This is a genomic window from Bacillus sp. FJAT-50079 (assembly GCF_018343515.1).
Classification (GTDB): Bacteria; Bacillota; Bacilli; order Bacillales; family Bacillaceae_C; genus Lederbergia.
Genome location: NZ_JAGYPD010000005.1, coordinates 52,952 through 71,562, shown reverse-complemented (window position 1 = coordinate 71,562; position 18,611 = coordinate 52,952). Strand labels below are relative to the sequence as shown.

The 18,611-nt window shown below is 35.1% G+C and carries 19 protein-coding genes; all 19 read left to right on the top strand.

What is annotated here, in order from left to right:
• Positions 1 to 38 precede the first annotated feature (38 nt).
• On the top strand, positions 39 to 968 hold the full coding sequence (locus KHA95_RS14025) for a phosphoenolpyruvate carboxykinase (ATP) (RefSeq protein ID WP_213138154.1): 930 nt from the start codon (positions 39 to 41) through the stop codon (positions 966 to 968).
• Between the two features lie 4 nt (positions 969 to 972).
• Entirely contained in the window at positions 973 to 1,275 is a 303-nt protein-coding gene (locus KHA95_RS14020) for a lasso peptide biosynthesis PqqD family chaperone (protein WP_213138153.1), read from the top strand.
• Positions 1,276 to 1,290: 15 nt separating this feature from the next.
• Positions 1,291 to 1,776, top strand: coding sequence for a lasso peptide biosynthesis B2 protein (locus tag KHA95_RS14015; RefSeq protein WP_213138152.1), 486 nt, complete (start codon positions 1,291 to 1,293; stop codon positions 1,774 to 1,776).
• Entirely contained in the window at positions 1,769 to 2,941 is a 1,173-nt protein-coding gene (locus KHA95_RS14010) for a nucleotidyltransferase domain-containing protein (protein ID WP_213138151.1), read from the top strand. The genes KHA95_RS14015 and KHA95_RS14010 overlap by 8 nt, the downstream gene beginning before the upstream one ends.
• A 12-nt stretch (positions 2,942 to 2,953) precedes the next feature.
• Positions 2,954 to 4,750: an ABC transporter ATP-binding protein gene (locus tag KHA95_RS14005; protein WP_213138150.1), complete on the top strand. Its 1,797-nt coding sequence runs from the start codon at positions 2,954 to 2,956 to the stop codon at positions 4,748 to 4,750.
• Positions 4,751 to 4,908: 158 nt separating this feature from the next.
• Positions 4,909 to 5,652 (top strand): YveK family protein, encoded by a 744-nt coding sequence (locus tag KHA95_RS14000; RefSeq protein WP_213138149.1) that lies wholly within the window; start codon positions 4,909 to 4,911, stop codon positions 5,650 to 5,652.
• The gene (locus KHA95_RS13995) at positions 5,639 to 6,304 is read left to right on the top strand and encodes a CpsD/CapB family tyrosine-protein kinase (RefSeq protein ID WP_481748447.1); all 666 of its coding nucleotides are present in this window, start codon (positions 5,639 to 5,641) and stop codon (positions 6,302 to 6,304) included. The genes KHA95_RS14000 and KHA95_RS13995 overlap by 14 nt, the downstream gene beginning before the upstream one ends.
• A gap of 291 nt (positions 6,305 to 6,595) precedes the next feature.
• Complete coding sequence (locus tag KHA95_RS13990) at positions 6,596 to 8,428, top strand: polysaccharide biosynthesis protein (protein ID WP_213138148.1); 1,833 nt, start codon at positions 6,596 to 6,598, stop codon at positions 8,426 to 8,428.
• 16 nt (positions 8,429 to 8,444) lie between these two features.
• A complete protein-coding gene (gene galU / locus KHA95_RS13985; protein WP_213138147.1) occupies positions 8,445 to 9,323 on the top strand; it encodes a UTP--glucose-1-phosphate uridylyltransferase GalU in 879 nt (292 codons plus the stop codon).
• A gap of 6 nt (positions 9,324 to 9,329) precedes the next feature.
• Positions 9,330 to 10,484, top strand: a complete 1,155-nt coding sequence (locus KHA95_RS13980; protein ID WP_213138146.1) for a glycosyltransferase family 4 protein — start codon at positions 9,330 to 9,332, stop codon at positions 10,482 to 10,484.
• Entirely contained in the window at positions 10,469 to 11,578 is a 1,110-nt protein-coding gene (locus KHA95_RS13975) for a glycosyltransferase family 1 protein (protein ID WP_213138145.1), read from the top strand. Before KHA95_RS13980 ends, KHA95_RS13975 begins: the two co-directional genes overlap by 16 nt.
• A 5-nt stretch (positions 11,579 to 11,583) precedes the next feature.
• Positions 11,584 to 12,474, top strand: coding sequence for a glycosyltransferase family 2 protein (locus KHA95_RS13970; RefSeq protein ID WP_213138144.1), 891 nt, complete (start codon positions 11,584 to 11,586; stop codon positions 12,472 to 12,474).
• Positions 12,475 to 12,535: 61 nt separating this feature from the next.
• Positions 12,536 to 13,621 carry an EpsG family protein gene (locus tag KHA95_RS13965; RefSeq protein ID WP_213138143.1) on the top strand — a complete coding sequence of 362 codons (1,086 nt, stop codon included), beginning with the start codon at positions 12,536 to 12,538 and terminating at the stop codon, positions 13,619 to 13,621.
• Between the two features lie 63 nt (positions 13,622 to 13,684).
• A complete protein-coding gene (locus KHA95_RS13960; RefSeq protein WP_213138551.1) occupies positions 13,685 to 14,809 on the top strand; it encodes a glycosyltransferase family 1 protein in 1,125 nt (374 codons plus the stop codon).
• Entirely contained in the window at positions 14,810 to 16,009 is a 1,200-nt protein-coding gene (locus KHA95_RS13955; RefSeq protein WP_213138142.1) for a glycosyltransferase, read from the top strand.
• A gap of 21 nt (positions 16,010 to 16,030) precedes the next feature.
• The gene (gene galE, locus KHA95_RS13950; protein ID WP_213138141.1) at positions 16,031 to 17,071 is read left to right on the top strand and encodes a UDP-glucose 4-epimerase GalE; all 1,041 of its coding nucleotides are present in this window, start codon (positions 16,031 to 16,033) and stop codon (positions 17,069 to 17,071) included.
• A gap of 39 nt (positions 17,072 to 17,110) precedes the next feature.
• Positions 17,111 to 17,278 carry a YwzD family small protein gene (locus KHA95_RS13945; protein ID WP_213138140.1) on the top strand — a complete coding sequence of 56 codons (168 nt, stop codon included), beginning with the start codon at positions 17,111 to 17,113 and terminating at the stop codon, positions 17,276 to 17,278.
• Between the two features lie 17 nt (positions 17,279 to 17,295).
• Complete coding sequence (locus KHA95_RS13940; protein WP_213138139.1) at positions 17,296 to 17,892, top strand: sugar transferase; 597 nt, start codon at positions 17,296 to 17,298, stop codon at positions 17,890 to 17,892.
• 13 nt (positions 17,893 to 17,905) lie between these two features.
• Positions 17,906 to 18,565, top strand: a complete 660-nt coding sequence (locus KHA95_RS13935) for an acetyltransferase (RefSeq protein ID WP_213138138.1) — start codon at positions 17,906 to 17,908, stop codon at positions 18,563 to 18,565.
• The last annotated feature ends 46 nt before the right edge of the window (positions 18,566 to 18,611 follow it).

The window sequence follows — 18,611 nt, the reverse complement described above, 5'->3', positions numbered from 1 at the left end:
CTTTACAAAAACATTAAAAGAAAAGCCCGGAGGTTAGTATGGTAACTACTTTAAACAAGGTCATTTATAAAGCTTTCGGCTTAAATATTATTAGTCAAGTCCCTTTACCTGAATTACCTAGGATGGCAGACAGGGAGCTAGATACAATTGATGTTTTCGTAGAATTTAAAGAGTTAACACATCGCTGGAATGAATTAGCAGAACCAAACCGCTATTATGTTGTTAAAGAAAACTTGGTAATGTTTCAAGTACCGAATACGGCAATTTATATGATAGAGAATGGACATAAGATTATTGTTTCACCTATGAGAGGTGCGAACACAGACCATGTTCGTCTTTATATTCTTGGTACTTGTATGGGGGCACTTTTATTACAAAGAAAAATCCTTCCTTTACATGGAAGTGCAATTGCTATAAATGGAAGGGCTTATGCGATTGTTGGTGATTCAGGGGCTGGAAAGTCAACATTAGCTTCTTCTTTTTTAAATAAAGGTTATCAACTATTGAGTGATGATGTCATACCTATTTCTCTTTCTAATGAAAATATTCCAATTGTAACGCCTGCCTATCCACAACAAAAGCTTTGGCAAGAAAGTTTAGATGCTTTTGGAATGGAGTCGGCTAACTATCGTCCAATATTTGAGAGAGAAATGAAATTTGCGGTTCCAGTAACTGCTCAATTTTCATCGACATCACTGCCATTAACAGGAGTGTTTGAATTAATTAAAACAGAAAACGATGATATTAAGATAGAAGCTATTTCGTCATTGGAACGTTTGCATATGTTGTTTTATCATACGTATCGTAATTTTTTAATGGCTCGTCTTGGCTTAATGGAGTGGCATTTTCATATAACGGCAAAGATCGCGACCAAGATAGAGGCCTTTCAATTACAGCGACCAATTAATCGATTTACTGCAAATGATCTAACCAATCTGATTCTAAATAAAATTAATAAGGAGGAATGAATAAATGATTACAAATCAAAGTATTTTATTAAACGATATAGTTAGCCAAAGAGAAGGCCATATTGTCAGCGATATGGGTGGAGAAAAAGTAATGTTAAGTATAGACAATGGGAAATATTACAATTTAGGTGAGACGGGGGGAGTCATCTGGGATGTAATAAAAGAACCAGTCTCGGTAAACAAAATAATTACAACATTATTATCTAATTATCAAATAGATCAAGAAGAATGTGAGGAGCAGGTAATTACCTTTTTATTACACTTGTTTGAAGAAGGTCTAATTGAAATTACTAATAAGGGTCGTTAATAAGGTGTAAATGGAATGAAAATAATAAATAAGCTTAAAACTTTTTTTGCACAACGACCAAAAACGATGTTGCTTCTTATTGAAGCATATCTGTTCTTAGGGTGGGCCCGGATTTTAAAAAAAGTTCCATTCTCTAAAGTGGCACCTTTATTAGGTGAACATATGTATGAGACTCCCCATCATTATAATAGTAAAGGGAATAATGAAAGAGTAAAGAATATTTCACATGCTATCCATATTATGAGTAAATATACTCTTTGGGAAAGTCAATGCCTTGTTAAAGCGATGGCAGGAATGAAAATGCTAGAAAGGAGGGGGATTGATAGTACCCTCTATTTAGGAACTGGAAGAGATGATGCGGGACAAATGATTGCTCACGCATGGCTTCGAAGTGGTCCTTATTATATTTCTGGTGCTGAGGGGATGGAGAAATTTACGATCGTTAGTATGTTTGCCAAGAAAATAAGCAATACGCCGGCAGAAGGGGAAAGCGATGAATAAAAATATGGATTTAAAGGTGACAAAAATACCAAAAGAACTAAAACTAATACTGAAAATAATCAAAGGAGAAAATGAACTTTCAAAGGAATGGTATGTCGATATAGACTGGGATTTATTTCTCAACTTGGCACTGCATCATCGCTTGTACCCGTTATTATATAGCGAGTTAATGAAGACCGAAGGCTATCTAATTCCTTCACATATTTCTAAGTCCTTTTACCATTACTATCAACAAAATACTTATAGGATGCTCCATTTATATGGAGAAATGGAAAAAATGAGTAGATTATTTAACGATAATAAAATTCGTCATCTCTTTCTAAAAGGGCCTATTCTCGCGGCAGATCTGTATGGAGATATATCTAAACGAACATCGGGGGATTTAGATATTCTCGTTTGTATAGAAGATTTAAACAGAGTAAATGAATTACTTGAAAGTAAAGGATACGAGAAAGATGAATATATTTTAACTGTATTGAATGATTGGAAATGGAGACATCATCATTTTACTTATTATCACCCGAGTCATGGTACGAAAATTGAGGTCCATTGGAGGCTAAATCCCGCACCTAGCAAAGAACCAACATTTGATGAATTATGGAGTAGAAAGAAGAAAAGCTCGATTGCTAGTTATCCAACTTATATTATGGGAGACGAAGACTTGTTCTTTTTTCTTGTTACTCACGGTGCACGCCATGGATGGTCCCGCTTGCGGTGGTTAGTAGATATTCATCAAATGATAAAAAAGAATCTGAAGTGGGATCGCATTTATGATCTATTAAGGAAATATCAAAGTGACCATATTGGAGGGCAATCAATTATTCTTGCTAATCAATTGCTAGGTACAATCATAACGAAAGATATGTCACCATTCATTAAGGGAAATCGCCCGAATCGATTAGCTAAAGAATCAATGTTTTATTTAGAACAAATGGTCAATTTGCATACCGAACCTGTTCCTAATGAGATAGCTAAATATCATAAAAAGCATTTATTCTCTTTAATGTCATTTCAACAAAAATCACTTTATATTTTAAGCATGTTACATCCATATTACACAGACGTTGAAACATTGCCATTACCAAAAGAATTCCACTTTCTTTATTTTCCCTTGCGGCCGTTTTTATGGATTTTGAGAAAAACAAGGAAACATACACTACCTTAGGAGGACTTAGCGATGAAATCTGTTTTATATTTTTTTAAACAGTTATACTCTTATTCTGGTAAAAAACTATATATTAACCTTCTAGGGATGGTGCTCATTAGTCTTCTTGATGGAATTGCTTTGTTATTGTTAATTCCAGTGATAAGTTATAGCGGAATTGTAAACTTTGAGGCGGGCAATTCACTTGCAAAAACGGCCTTTGGTTTACTGCAACAAGTACCTAGTACATTAGGTTTAACTTTTATTCTAGCCATGTTTTTGATCGTTAATATTTTTCAAAATTTAATTTCCCGATACGTAACGATCCAAAACGTAAAGATTCAGCATGGCTTTGCAAGATATTTGCGATTAGAAATTTATCGGGATTTACTCTGTGCAAATTGGGATTTTTATATTAAAAGACGAAAATCAGACCTAATTAATACTATAACGGCAGAATTAGCACGTGTGAGTGCCGGAACGAATACATTTCTGCAGTTTATAACGGGAATTATTTTTACATTCATCCAGATCGGTATTGCATTCTTATTATCTCCAAAAATTACAATATTCGTCTTATTAAGTGGACTAATATTAGCAGTTTTTTCTCGCGGATTTATTAAAAGATCCAGGGAATTAGGTGGGAGAACTTCAGAGATAGCGCAAAACTTTTTGGCTGGTATAACAGATAATTTTAATGGAATTAAAGATATTAAAAGCAATACGTTGGAGCAATCACGAATGAATTGGTTCCGCTCCATTTCCCAACGTATGTATGATGAGCAAATGGGATATATAACATTAAAAACTGCTTCTCAGTTTTATTATAAAATAGCATCAGCAGTATTAATCTCTATTTTTATTTTTTTATCTGTGAACTTATTTAATTCCCAAGCTGCTCAACTGATGTTAATCATTATTATCTTTACTAGGTTGTGGCCAAGAGTGACAGGGATTCAGGCTAGTTTGGAACAAATTGCGACAACCATCCCTGCCCTGAAAGCGGTGATAAACTTAACAATAGAATCAAAACTTGCTAAAGAGGTAGATGATTTAGATTATCAATCAATCATGCCCATCAATATTAAAGAAGGTATTCAGTGTAATCATGTATTCTTTCGGTATAATCAGAATGAAAATGTATATGCATTAAATGGAGTTGATGTATTCTTCCCTTCAAATCGTATGTCGGCTGTAGTTGGAAAGTCTGGAGCTGGTAAAAGCACTTTAATTGACCTTTTAATGGGACTAAACCAACCTGAAAAGGGAGAAATTTTATTAGATGGGATTCCATTAACAAAAGATAACCTCCTATCACTTAGGCGTTCGATTAGTTATGTTCCGCAGGATCCATTTTTATTTAATACGACGATAAGAGAAAATTTAATGTTAATTCAGCCAAGTACAACTGAAGATCAGCTATGGGAAGCATTGCAATTCGCTGCTGCTGATGATTTTGTTAAAAAGCTTCCCCATCAATTAGATACCCTCATTGGTGATAGAGGAATAAGATTATCAGGAGGGGAGCGACAACGTCTTGTCCTTGCTCGTGCCATATTAAGAAAGCCGTCTATTTTAGTTTTGGATGAAGCAACAAGTGCATTAGATACTGAGAATGAATCAAAAATTCAAGAGGCGCTTGAAAGATTAAAAGGTAAAATGACAATTATTGTGATCGCGCATCGCCTCTCTACCATTAGGAATGCGGATCAAGTTGTTGTTCTCGATGAGGGGCAAATTATCCAAAAAGGTGAGTTTGGTCAGTTAGCGGGAGAAAAACAGGGGATGTTTAGTAATTTATTAGGAAAACAAATGGAAGCTACCTTATAAATTTGACTTTTGTAATAAAGAAGAAATTGGGTATTGACTTGTTCTTTATAAAGAACTATGATGAGTGTATAATCAGAATATTATGTAATGAAGGGAGTTCATAATATTGATTTGTTCTTTATTAGGAACGAATGAACTGTCAATAAAGGTGGGGTTTTATGAATCAATTAAATCACGTGTATATTGATGATAAAAGAATTGCCAAGGAAATAAATTTAAAAGAAGTATTCAGAATAATAAAAAGGAGACTGTGGGTTGTTCTGTTAATAACTATAGTAGTCACAGTCGCAGGTTGGTTCTATAGTAACCTCAATAAGTCCTCACCTTTATATGAATCTTCAGCAAATATCATTATTGGAGCAAATGCTGAACTGAGAACAACGCTGCAGGTAATTATTAAAGATACGATTGTGTTAGACAAGGTGATTAGTGAACTAGGGCTGCAACAATCGCCTAAGGCATTGGCGGGGCAAATTAATGTGGAGAGTATTGATAGCTCACAAGTAGTGAAGATTAGTGTGATTGATACGAATCCAGAGAGAGCGGCACATATAGCAAATACGATTGCAAACGTGTTTAAGCTTGAAATTCCGAACATTCTTGAATTTGAAGACGTTCGCATATTATCATCGGCTAAATCTAATCCCATACCTATTAATGAGGATAATCGGAACAAGATTATTATCGCAGCTTCAATTTTTGGAATGATCACAGGATTTGGTTTGATATTTTTAATTGATGCATTGGATGATTCTATAAAATCGGAGCGTGAAATCGAAAGGATTCTAGGTATTCAAGTAATAGGTAATGTTTCTAAAATAAATAAAAAGAATAAAAGGAACGTTAAGAAAAAGAAAAAAGCGGAATTAGAGTTAAGGAGTGAGACGATTGGATCTAAATAATTATAAAATGCTGTTTTCTACGAAGAATAGAAATTTAGTTACTTACACAGATCCGGAATCTCTCATTTCAGAACAATTTCGTACGATCAGAACGAATATAAGCTTTATCATGGGGGAAAAAAAGGGAAGAAACATTTTAATCACCTCAGCTGGCAAGCAGGACGGCAAGTCTACAACAGCGGCTAACATAGCGGTATCGATGGTTCAACAAAAAGAAAAGATTTTACTTATTGATGGGAATTTAAGAGAGCCTAATATTCATAACATTTTTAAATCATCTAATGAGACGGGATTAACAGATGTATTGACTGGGAAATCAACATTTGAAAATGCTGTTTACCCTACAAAGATTGGAAGCTTGGACATATTAACAAGCGGTCCCATTCCATCCAATCCAGTTGAATTGCTAGCTTCATATTCAATGAAGCAATTATTACAAAAGCTAAATTCATTTTATGACACGATCATCATAGATTCACCGCCAGTACTAGAAGTAACTGATACAAAAATTATCGCAAATTTATGTGATGGCGTTGTATTGGTCGTGAGGCAAAACAAAACAAAAAGTGAAAAAATTATTGAAACAAAAAAAGTACTAGAATATGCGAAAGCTCATATTATTGGTGTTGTGTTAAATGAAAAGGTTTACTAGAAATTTTTAAGTTCTTTTGTTCGCTATTGAGAATATTTAATTCGCTTTATTTGAAAGATATGGTGATGTCTCCTGACCAATATCAATGGAGATACTCGGTCATGCTGTGGGTTGAGAAGCCTTAGACGCCAGTCGTCGAAAGTGTGATGTGAGGGAGGGTTAGATGCCCAATTTCAATTAAAGGACTTAATCATGCTGTTTTTCTAGCAATAATTTTATACTTAGAAAGACCTCATCATTAAGCACTTTAATATAAAACATTCAGTGGAAATCGTTCTAGGAGGGGTCGTATTGTCTTATCGACAAAGACTATCATTATTTATTTTATTGGATTCGTGTTTCGTACTTACGGCTATTTTTTTTAGCTATTTCTTAGTTAATGGAAGCTTTCATGCTTTAACAATTCCTATCATAATTAGTGCGGTTACGATTATTATTAGCCATCATCTCTTTTCTTTTATTTTCAAGATCTATAAAAAGGCATGGAAATATGCGAGTGTTGGGGAGTTCATTATTATTTTAAAGGTTGTGACCTTATCAATCATAATAGCAAGTATCGTTCAGAAGATAACGGTTAATGAAGTTTATTTTCGGCTACTCACCGTTACGTGGTTGCTCCATATGTTGCTCATCGGAGGGACCAGGTTTTATTGGCGAGTGCATCGCAACCATAATTTGAATAAAGATGGACATAAACAAAGAACACTTATTATTGGTGCTGGTTCAGCGGGAATGATGGTTGCGAGGCAATTGTTGAAAAGCAATGATGCAGACCTTTATCCCGTTGCATTTATTGATGACGATGAAAAGAAACAACAGCTACATATTTTAGGAATTCCTGTTGTTGGATGTGTGAAGGAAATCGAAAAGACTGTTCAAGATTTACATATTACCCATATCATTATTGCAATCCCCTCTCTAAATAAGAGGAAGCTAAACACGATTTTCCAAGAATGCTGCAAAACGAAAGCGAAAACACAAATATTGCCGATGCTAGAAGATCTTGTCACAGGTAAGGTTTCTGTCAATCAATTTCGCGATGTACAAGTGGAGGATTTATTAGGAAGAAAACCGGTAGAATTAGATCTTGATAGCATATCCGATTACGTGACAAACAAAACTGTGCTCGTTACAGGGGCAGGAGGATCGATTGGCTCGGAAATATGCCGGCAAATTGCAACATTTCGGCCGAAGCAACTTATTTTATTAGACCATGGTGAAAATAGTATTCATGCGATTGAGCTAGAGTTAATGGAACAGTTCGGGCAAGTACGAATTGAATTCATAACAGAAATTGCCGATTTAAAAGACGAAAAGAAAATGATGGAAGTGATGGGGAGATATCACCCCCATGTTGTCTACCATGCTGCTGCTCATAAACACGTACCTCTAATGGAAAGAAATCCGGAAGAAGCTGTAAAAAACAATATTATTGGAACAAGAAATGTTGCTGAAGCGGCGAGCTGGCATGGTGTGGAAACATTTGTGATGATCTCTACTGATAAAGCAGTCAACCCTACTAGTGTGATGGGGGCAACAAAAAGGTTGGCAGAAATGATCATTCAGCACATGGACAAAAAAAGTAATACGAAGTTTGTTGCTGTAAGATTCGGTAATGTGCTCGGAAGCCAAGGCAGTGTCGTCCCATTATTTAAAAAGCAAATCGAAAAAGGTGGCCCAATTACCGTTACACACCCGAAGATGGTTCGATATTTTATGACGATTCCCGAAGCATCAAGATTAGTTATTCAAGCAGGAGCGCTAGCAAAAGGTGGAGAAATCTTCGTTCTAGATATGGGGGAGCCAGTGAAAATTGTTGACTTAGCAAAAAATTTAATACAGTTATCCGGTCATGCCTTTGAGGATATTGGAATTGAATTTACCGGAATAAGACCAGGTGAAAAGCTATTTGAAGAGTTATTAAAGGAAGATGAAGTGCATGAGCAACAGGTATACCAAAACATTTATATTGGAAAAACAGCGAAATTATATCTTGAAGAAATAGATAATATTATCCAAACCTATTCTAATATAGAGAAAGAAACATTAAGGGAAATGCTTCTTAATATAGCGAATAATAAAGGCGAATTAACATCAGAACCAATATTTTCAATACAACAGTAAGGAAGGGGAAGTAAAGATGAAAGTTAGAAAGGCCATTATTCCAGCGGCAGGTCTAGGAACAAGATTTCTTCCGGCTACAAAAGCAATGCCAAAAGAAATGCTGCCAATCGTAGATAAACCAACGATTCAATACATTGTTGAAGAAGCCATTGAATCAGGGATTGAAGATATTATGATTGTTACGGGAAAAGGAAAGAGGGCAATTGAGGATCATTTTGATCATTCATTTGAATTAGAGCAGAACTTGTTAGAAAAGGGAAAGCTTGATTTATTGAATGAAGTACAAAAAACTTCAAAGATGGTAGACATTCATTATATTCGGCAAAAAGAGCCGAAAGGTTTAGGTCATGCAGTTTGGTGTGCACGCAAATTCATTGGGGATGAACCATTTGCCGTATTGTTAGGTGATGATATTGTTCAGGCAGAGAAACCCTCACTTAAGCAAATGATGGAACAGTATGAAAGATATAACGCATCCATTCTCGGCGTCCAATCGGTTGCGGAAAATGAAGTTTCGAGATACGGAATCGTTGATGGGAATGAAATAGGAGAACGTTTTTATAATGTGAATCATTTAGTCGAAAAGCCAAAGCAAGAGGATGCACCATCAAACTTAGCAATTATGGGCCGATATATTTTAAGTCCTAAAATTTTCGATCTGCTTGAAAGGCAAGATCCAGGTACAGGTGGGGAAATCCAATTAACAGATGCGATCGCTAAGTTAAATCTTTATGAAGCTGTTTATGCTTACGATTTTGAAGGGATTCGTTATGATGTCGGAGAGAAAATGGGATTTATTCAAACGACGATCGAGATGGCTCTACAACGAGAGGATTTAAGAAGGGAACTAATCGATTACTTATCTTCTGTTCTTGATAGACAAATGATTAAGTAGGTGAGGATGATGGGGAAAAAGGTGATGTTTTGTGCAACGGTTGATTATCATTTTCGTGCCTTTCATATACCTTATTTAAGATGGTTTAAGGAACAAGGATGGGAAGTTCATGTAGCTGCTGCGGGTAATATTGATCTCCCGTATGTAGATGAGAAATATAATATCCCTATTCAAAGGTCTCCATTTAGTAGGAAGAACATTGATGCATATAAGGAATTAAAATATTTGATTGATAAAAATAAGTATGAAATGATTCATTGTCACACACCAATGGGAGGGGTTATAACCAGATTAGCAGCTAGAAAGGCAAGGAAACATGAAACAAAAATCATCTATACTGCGCACGGCTTTCATTTTTGTAAAGGTGCTCCTCTAGTAAATTGGTTTATATATTACCCAATCGAAAGAACGCTAGCTCGCTATACTGATTGTTTAATTACAATTAATAAAGAAGATTATAGTTTGGCCATTAATCATCATTTTAAGGCTAACCGTATTGAGCATGTCCATGGAGTCGGCGTAAATACAGAATTATTTAAACCGGTAAGTGAATCTGAAAAAATAAAACTAAGGGAAAAGTATCATTATCATAATGATGCTTTTTTGCTGTTTTATGCTGCAGAATTTAATAAGAATAAAAACCAACAAATTCTTATAGAGGCATTAGCTCTGATGAAGGAGCATGTGCCAAATATAAAGCTACTTTTAGCAGGGGAAGGTTCACTTTTAGAACATTGCAAACAACTGGCGGTCAAACTAGGGGTAGAGAATTTAATCGATTTTTTAGGATATCGTAACGATATAGTTTCATTATTAAAAATGAGCGATATTGCTGTTGCTTCAAGTTCAAGAGAAGGATTACCCGTGAACATTATGGAAGCGATGGCATGTGGATTGCCAATTGTAGCAGTTGATAATAGGGGGCATAGGGAGCTTATTTCAAATAATATAAATGGATGGCTTATTGAAAAAGACATCGGTAACATAGCGGATAGAATTATAAATCTTGCTACAAATGAAGATTTAAGGGATTTATTTGGATCACATAGCAGAAAAATAATAGAGGAAAAGTTTTCTTTAAATAAAGTTCTAGAAGAAAAAAGTCTAATGTATAAAAAAGTGATGGATGAGATGGAGGAAGTTTTGTGGGCGGTCCATTAAGGATATTGCATGTTGTTGTAAATATGAACCGTGGTGGGGCCGAGACCTTAATTATGAATTTATATCGTAATATTGATCGCTCCGCTGTTCAATTTGATTTCTTAACGTCTAGACCCGGTGTTTTCGATGATGAAATTATCAAACTAGGTGGAAAAATTCATAGGATTCCGTATATATCAGATGTCGGGCATTTTAAGTATATAGGAGAATTAGAACAGTTTTTTTCCAGTCATAATGAGTATAGAATTGTTCATTCCCATCTGGATAAGATGAGTGGAGTTGTACTTCGCTCAGCAAAAAAAGCGGGAATACCTATCCGTATCTCACATAGTCATAGCACAAGTAGTGAAGGTGGTTATTTTTCGAAAACATATAAATGGTATTCAGGGAAATTAATCGCTAAAAATGCTACTCACTTCATCGCATGTTCTGAACACGCTGCTCGATGGTTATTTACCAATAATTTAGAATCAACAATGATTATTAAAAATGGTATTGAAAGTGAAAAATTTTCTTTCTCTCCTAATATTAGAAAAAAAATGAGAGAAGAGTTAAAGCTTGATAATAATATATTTGTAATAGGCCATGTCGGAAGATTTTCACATGTAAAGAATCATAACTTTCTTATAGATGTTTTCGCAAAATTCGTCAAAGTGAAGGAGAATTCAGTGCTAATACTAGTAGGAGAGGGGCCTTTAAAGGCTAATATTGAAAAAAAAGTAAAGGACTTGAATTTAGAAAAAAAAGTGAAATTTACTGGAGTGCGGAGTGATATAGAACGACTTCTGCAAGCTTTTGATGTCTTCATATTTCCATCCATTTTCGAAGGTCTGCCAGTCTCGCTTATTGAGGCTCAGGGAGCTGGATTACCTTGCCTTATATCTGATCAGGTTTCACAAGACGTTGATTTAGATTTGAATTTAATTAAATTTGCCTCTTTAAACAATCAAGAAATATGGATAGATGGATTAGAGGAAACCGCTTTAAGGCAGCAAAAAAGAGATTTTAATAAGAACGGTTTAGTGAATAAAGGTTTTGATATTTCATCCACAGCACGAGATATGACAAGCTATTACTTACAGGTATTGAGGTGAAAACATTGAAATTATTAACAATATTTACACCAACATATAATCGAGCATATTGCCTAGAGGCGTGTTACCAAAGCCTGGTGCACCAAACCTGTAATGATTTTATTTGGTTAATTATTGATGATGGGTCCACTGATAATACAAAAGATTTAGTAGATGGCTGGATAAAGGAAAATAACATTGAAATTAGATATTATTGGCAAGAGAATCAAGGTATGCATGGTGCGCATAATTCTGCATACGAACTAATTGATACTGAACTAAATGTATGTATTGATTCAGATGACTACATGCCGGAAGATGCTGTGAAAAAGATAGGAGAATTTTGGCGGAAATATGGAAGTGATAAGCTTAGTGGTCTGATTGGACTTGACGCAAATACGAACCGAGAGCTCATTGGAACAAAATTACCAGAACACATAAAAAGCTCAACCTTATTTGATCTCTATTATAAGCATGGTGTAATTGGTGACAAAAAGCTCGTCTATCGAACTGAATTAACGAAACAATTTCCATATCCACTCTTCACAAATGAAAAATATGTTGGGCTTGCATACAAATATTATATGCTCGATCAACAATACGAGCTGCTCCTGATGAATGAAATATTATGTTGTGTGGAGTATCTTCAAGATGGCTCATCACTTAATATGTTTCGGCAATATCGGAAAAATCCAAAAGGTTTTGCTTTTTATCGGAAAGAATTAATGAAATTACCTTTTGGAAGCCTAGTTTTTAAATATAGGCAAGCTATTCATTATGTTTCTAGTAGTATACTGTCAAAAAACAGAAGATTTTTAAGAGAAACTCCAAACAAAGGGTTAACAATTTTAGCTACTCCAATAGGTTTCTTACTATATTTATACATTACAACCAAGACTAGGGCTGTACAGAGTTAATCTGAACGACCTTTTTTAATGTACGGGTGTCGGAAATATCTGTCATGAAGGGAAATATATTATGACTTTTTTATGGTTTAATCTAGCTATCGTATTTATTTGTTCTTTTCTTTCAAGGTACTTCGCCACACCAGTATTAACAATTGGGTCAAGGGCTCCAATAAAGCCAAATAAAACCTTAGTTTTCATTTCTATGTTATCGTTGGTACTCGTTTCGGGTTTAAGATCCAATATTGGTGATACTTATTTTTATAAACATGCTTATGAGATCACTAATTTTACCTTGAGAGATATCGAAAATCAAAAAAATATTGGATTTTGGATCTTTCAAATGATACTTAAGCAATACTCAGATGATCCCCAAATATTACTATTTACAGCAGCACTGATCACAAACGTTCTGATCGTACTTATTCTTTTTAAATATTCTCGAATGATCGAATTAAGTTTGTACGTTTATATTACAGGCGGATTATATTTGGTTTCTATGAACGGGATTAGGCAGGTAATGACTGCCGCAATTATTTTCACGGCCACAAAATTTTTAATTCAAGGCAATTGGTTGAAATACATGTTAGTGATCGTCTTTGCATCTACATTTCATGAAAGTGCACTAATACTTATACCCATTTATTTTTTAGTTAGATATAAAGCCTGGTCTAAAGCAACATTTATACTTCTGTTTTTTTCGATAGCCATAGTTATAGGTTATGGACAATTTTCAACTTTTTTATTTTCCGCTATTGAAAATACTCAGTATGGACATTATTCGGAGTTTCATGAAGGTGGAGCAAGTAAAATTAGAGTGGCTGTAGATGCAGTCCCACTGATCATCGCTTATTTTGGAAGAGATAAACTGAGGGAGATATTTCCGAGCAGTGATTATATCGTTAATATGGCGCTTGTTGGATTAATTTTTATGATTATATCAACACAAAACTGGATATTTGCAAGGTTTTCGATCTATTTCAATTTGTATCAATTAATCCTTATATCTTGGATTGTAAAAATTTTCAACGACAAAAGCCAAAGGTTTATTTATTATTCTTTGGTAACTTGTTATTTCCTTTATTATTATTACGAAAATGTAATTACTTTAGATATTCAATATAGAAGTAATTTTCTTGATGTTTTTCTTTTAAAATAGGAAGGGGGGCACAAATTGGAAGTTTTAGATAAACCTCAAAGGGTCCTTCATATTGTAAGTTCAATGGGGAGAGGTGGAGCAGAAACACTAATTATGAATATTTATCGAAAGATAGATCGAACAAAGCTCCAATTTGATTTTATTACCCATAGTAAAGGACCCATGGACTACGATGATGAAATTAAATCTTTGGGTGGAAAAATCTACAACCTTCCTAGTCTTGGAACAATAGGCCCGATTAAATATATAAAAAACTTGATGGATGTTATGTCTGCAAATGACTATACGGCGATTCATGCCCATACGGATTTCCAAAGCGGTTTCCCAGCATTGGCTGCTAAAATTTGTGGGATAAAGAATAGAATATGCCACTCTCATAGTAATAATTGGTTGAAAAATAAAGGAATGAAACAATTAATTCAATTTAAAACACTGCAAATAATGATTAAATTTTCAGCAACAAGGCTTTGCAGCTGCAGTGATGAGGCTGCAAGATTTTTATTTGGACCAAGAAATAAAAATAAGGTCCATATTCTGAATAATGGAATTGATATAAGTAATTATATCGATGCAGACTTGAACAGTAGAAAAAGTGTCTTGAAAGAGCTTAATTTACTTGAGGATGCAAAAATCATCGGTCATGTAGGGCGCTTTTCGGAATCGAAGAATCACTTATTCATTTTAAAGATTTTAAAAAGGCTGGTAGAAGAAGATTCGAGTTTTGTAGCCCTTTTAGTCGGGGAGGGTCCTTTAAGGGAGAAAATTGAAAAGGAAGCTGAGAAACTTGAATTGCTTGATCACGTAAGATTTTTAGGAGTAAGAACCGATATACCTAGACTTATGAATACTTTCGATGTTTTTCTATTCCCATCTTTATTTGAAGGATTCGGTATCGTTATGATAGAGGCTCAGTGCTCTGGGGTTCCATGTATTGCTGCAACATCAGTCCCAAAAAGTACCGACATGGATTTAGGTTTGGTCACGTACATTAATCTTGGGGATCACATAGATCAATGGTGTGCCAGTATTAAAGTTGCCCTCTCCAAGGATAAACCAAATACCAATTCAATCATAAAAAATATATCAAATCTCGGCTTTAATATTCAAAATAATTTGAATGAATGGTTGCGCTTATATGGAGTTTCTAGTAATGAAGCTCCTCAAAAAATGAATAGCGGGGTAATATAAATGAAGAAAAAAATAATAATCACTTCTTTTGATTTAGCGATTGGGGGTGTAGAGCGTAGTTTAATCGGTCTATTAAATCACCTAGATTACAATAAATACGATGTAGATCTTATGCTTTTTAAGCACGAAGGGGATTTTTTTTCCAAATTGCCACCAGGTCCACATCTTTTAGCTGAAGTCCCCCAATATAGTACTTTTAGAAAATCGATTAGCCAAATACTGAAAGAAGGACATTATCACATTGGCGCTTCTAGAATAATAGCTAAATCGTTAAGTTCTCTTCACGGGAAGTTAAATAATATTGATGAACCAGGCTATTTAACTATTCAATATAGCTGGGAAATAACAAACCGCTTTCTTCCAAAACTAAATAAAGAATACGATGTGGCCATAGGTTTCCTATGGCCACATCATTTTGTTGGAGAAAAAGTAAAGGCAAAGAAAAGAATTGGTTGGATTCATACGGATTACTCAAATATATATTTGCATAAAAAAATGGAAAGTCGTATGTGGGATAAATTAGATCATGTCGTGGCGGTTTCAGAAGATTGTTCCAAAACGTTCCTGGAAACTTTCCCGGATTATAAGGGGAAAACAATGGTAATTGAAAATATACTTTCAGCCCAAATAATCAGAGAACAGGCAAATCTTGAGGTGCCGGAAGAAATAAGAAGCTTACCTGGAAAAACGACACTGTTAACAATAGGCCGCCTTTCACATGCGAAAGGGTTGGATTATGCTGTTAAGGCTTGTAAGGAGTTAATTCGGCAAGGGTATGACATAAAGTGGTATGTGGTAGGATATGGACCGCTTGAAGATGAGCTTAAGAAATTAATTAATCAATTAAATCTTCAAGATCGCTTTTTCTTATTAGGAAAGAAGGTCAATCCATATCCATATATTAAAGCATGTGATATTTATGTGCAGCCTTCTAGATATGAAGGAAAGGCTGTTACGATTCGGGAAGCGCAAATTTTAGAAAAGCCAGTCGTGATTACTAATTTCCCTACGGCGAAAAGCCAAGCTCAGGACGAATTTGATGCGCTAATTACACCACTTAGTATCGAAGGACTTGTTAATGGAATTATAAGATTGATAAATAATGAGGATTTAAGGAAAAATTTGATCTCAAACATAAAGAAAAGGGATTACGGAAACGAGGAGGAAGTAGAAAAACTCTACCAACTAATCGAAGCTTAATGTAAAGAGAGGTTGATAAATATGGCTGTTCTTATTACAGGGGGAGCTGGCTATATCGGAAGTCATACGTGCGTGGAATTGTTACAAGAAGGATATGAAATTGTAGTCGTTGATAATTATTCTAATAGCAGTCCTGAGTCATTAAATCGTATAAGTGAAATCACAGGAAAAGACTTTAAAATATATGAAGCAAATTTGTTAAATGACAAGGAATTGGATAAAGTGTTTGCCGAAAATAATATTGAGGCAGTTATCCATTTTGCCGGTTTAAAAGCAGTCGGAGAATCAGTAAAAACCCCTCTCTTATATTATGAATATAATATTATTAGTACCGTCAAATTGTGTAATATCATGAAAAAATATGATGTTAAAAATCTAGTATTTAGTTCATCAGCTACTGTTTATGGAATACCTGAACGTATTCCAATTTGCGAAGAATCCGTATTAAGAGCGATGAATCCATATGGACGAACGAAATTAATGATAGAGGAGATTTTACAGGATCTTTATGCATCGGATTCTAGCTGGAGTATTGCATTATTAAGATATTTTAATCCAATCGGAGCTCATAAAAGTGGTCGTATTGGTGAAGCACCAAATGGAATTCCAAATAATTTAATGCCATATATTACTCAAGTGGCAGTTGGAAAGCTGAAGGAGCTTAGCGTCTATGGGAATAATTATCCAACGAAAGATGGGACTGGGGTAAGAGATTATATTCATGTAGTTGATCTTGCAAAAGGCCATTTGAGAGCGCTTAAGCATATTCAGAAAACAAAAGGAGTAAGCGCTTATAATCTTGGTACCGGAATAGGTTACAGCGTCATTGAGGTGATTCAAGCATTTGAAAAGGCTACCCAAATAACCATTCCATATAAAATTGTTGCTCCGAGGGCAGGTGATATTGGTATTTGTTATGCAGAATCCAAAAAAGCGCAAAAAGAGCTTGGTTGGGTAGCAGAAAAAAACCTTGAACAAATGTGCATCGATGCATGGCGTTGGCAGGTGAATAATCCGAATGGATACGAAGCCCCGATGCCAGCTTATAAATTTGGGTATTAAATTGATAAAATCATGTCTATAAAGTGAGGCAATGCAAAAATGGAAATGTCGACAACCACGACGACACAACAACAATTCAAACGATTGTTGGAAGACATTTATATGAAAATACACGAATCTGAACGGATTCATACAGATGAGATTATGAAAGACATACAAAATCAATTAATTATCATCTTTAAATTACCAAATCAATTGAATGATTAATCTTGGAGTTGGAGCGTGTGAAAAGATGCTTTGATTTAATTAGCGCGATCATTTTACTTTTGATTCTATTTCCAATCATTACGTTAACCGCTTTTTTAATCAAATGGAAATTAGGAGGAAGCGTCCTGTTCAAGCAAGAGCGTCCGGGATTGCATGGAATCCCTTTTACATTGTATAAATTTCGGACAATGACAGAGGAAACGGATGAGAACGGGGAGTTGCTTCCAGACTATGCACGAATATCTGCCATTGGAAAGTTTTTGCGGAAATATAGTTTAGATGAACTTCCGCAATTGGTGAACGTCTTAAAAGGGGATATAAGTCTAGTTGGACCTCGTCCATTATTAATGGAATATTTGCCACTATATACCGGCGAACAAGCGAAGCGCCATCTTGTAAAGCCGGGTATAACTGGATGGGCACAGGTGAACGGACGTAATGCGATAAGCTGGGAAGAAAAGTTTGAATTAGATATATGGTATGTGAATCACCAATCCTTATTACTAGATCTGAAAATCTTATTATTAACGATAAAAAAGGTGCTGATATCTGAAGGAATTAATCAACCAGGGAGCGCGACAGTGGAAGGCTTTAAGGGGACAAAATCTCTTTGAAAGTGGGATGTGGATGAAAATAGCGATAATCGGAGTAGGTGGTCATAGCAAAGTTATTCGTGATCTTATCTCATTAAAAAGTAATATTGAAATCGTCGCTTATTTAGATGATAAATACGAAAAATTGTCGAAGAGTGATAATACTTTCAGAGGTCCTATCGGCTCAGCTAAAACAATCGGAAGTATGTTTAACGATATTAAATTCATCATTGCGATTGGCAATAATAAGATTCGAAAGCGGATCGCCAATAAGTTAGGGCTTCCAAATGTATATTATGAAACACTAATACATCCGACTGCATATGTTAGTCCAAGTGCGGTGATCGGAAATGGGTCGGTAATTATGGCTTATTCCGTTGTCAACTCGGATTCTCGAATCGGAGATCATTCAATTATAAATACAGGTGCAATCGTTGAACATGACAACCAAATAGGTGATTTTGTTCATATATCTCCTCATGCGACAATAACAGGTGGAGTAGGAATTGAAGAAGGAGTACATGTTGGTGCTGGAGCAACAATTATTCCCAATAAAACGATTGGGGAATGGTCGGTAATTGGAGCAGGTGCAACCGTCATTCATTCGATACCTTTTCATTGCACTGCTGTTGGTATTCCAGCCGTGGTGAAAAATAAACAATTGATAGAGGGTGTTTACGATCTATATATCTAATAAAGAAAAAATTTATTTATCCCCACCACATCTGTCTGGTAATGAA

Coding starts and splice junctions, on each gene's coding strand:
- KHA95_RS13980 (WP_213138146.1), top strand. CDS start 9,330: ATGATGGGGAAAAAGGTGATGTTTTGTGCAACGGTTGATTATCATTTT.
- KHA95_RS14025 (WP_213138154.1), top strand. CDS start 39: ATGGTAACTACTTTAAACAAGGTCATTTATAAAGCTTTCGGCTTAAAT.
- KHA95_RS13955 (WP_213138142.1), top strand. CDS start 14,810: ATGAAGAAAAAAATAATAATCACTTCTTTTGATTTAGCGATTGGGGGT.
- KHA95_RS14015 (WP_213138152.1), top strand. CDS start 1,291: ATGAAAATAATAAATAAGCTTAAAACTTTTTTTGCACAACGACCAAAA.
- KHA95_RS13965 (WP_213138143.1), top strand. CDS start 12,536: ATGACTTTTTTATGGTTTAATCTAGCTATCGTATTTATTTGTTCTTTT.
- KHA95_RS13935 (WP_213138138.1), top strand. CDS start 17,906: ATGAAAATAGCGATAATCGGAGTAGGTGGTCATAGCAAAGTTATTCGT.
- KHA95_RS14000 (WP_213138149.1), top strand. CDS start 4,909: ATGAATCAATTAAATCACGTGTATATTGATGATAAAAGAATTGCCAAG.
- KHA95_RS13960 (WP_213138551.1), top strand. CDS start 13,685: ATGGGGAGAGGTGGAGCAGAAACACTAATTATGAATATTTATCGAAAG.
- KHA95_RS13945 (WP_213138140.1), top strand. CDS start 17,111: ATGGAAATGTCGACAACCACGACGACACAACAACAATTCAAACGATTG.
- galU (WP_213138147.1), top strand. CDS start 8,445: ATGAAAGTTAGAAAGGCCATTATTCCAGCGGCAGGTCTAGGAACAAGA.
- galE (WP_213138141.1), top strand. CDS start 16,031: ATGGCTGTTCTTATTACAGGGGGAGCTGGCTATATCGGAAGTCATACG.
- KHA95_RS14010 (WP_213138151.1), top strand. CDS start 1,769: ATGAATAAAAATATGGATTTAAAGGTGACAAAAATACCAAAAGAACTA.
- KHA95_RS14020 (WP_213138153.1), top strand. CDS start 973: ATGATTACAAATCAAAGTATTTTATTAAACGATATAGTTAGCCAAAGA.
- KHA95_RS14005 (WP_213138150.1), top strand. CDS start 2,954: ATGAAATCTGTTTTATATTTTTTTAAACAGTTATACTCTTATTCTGGT.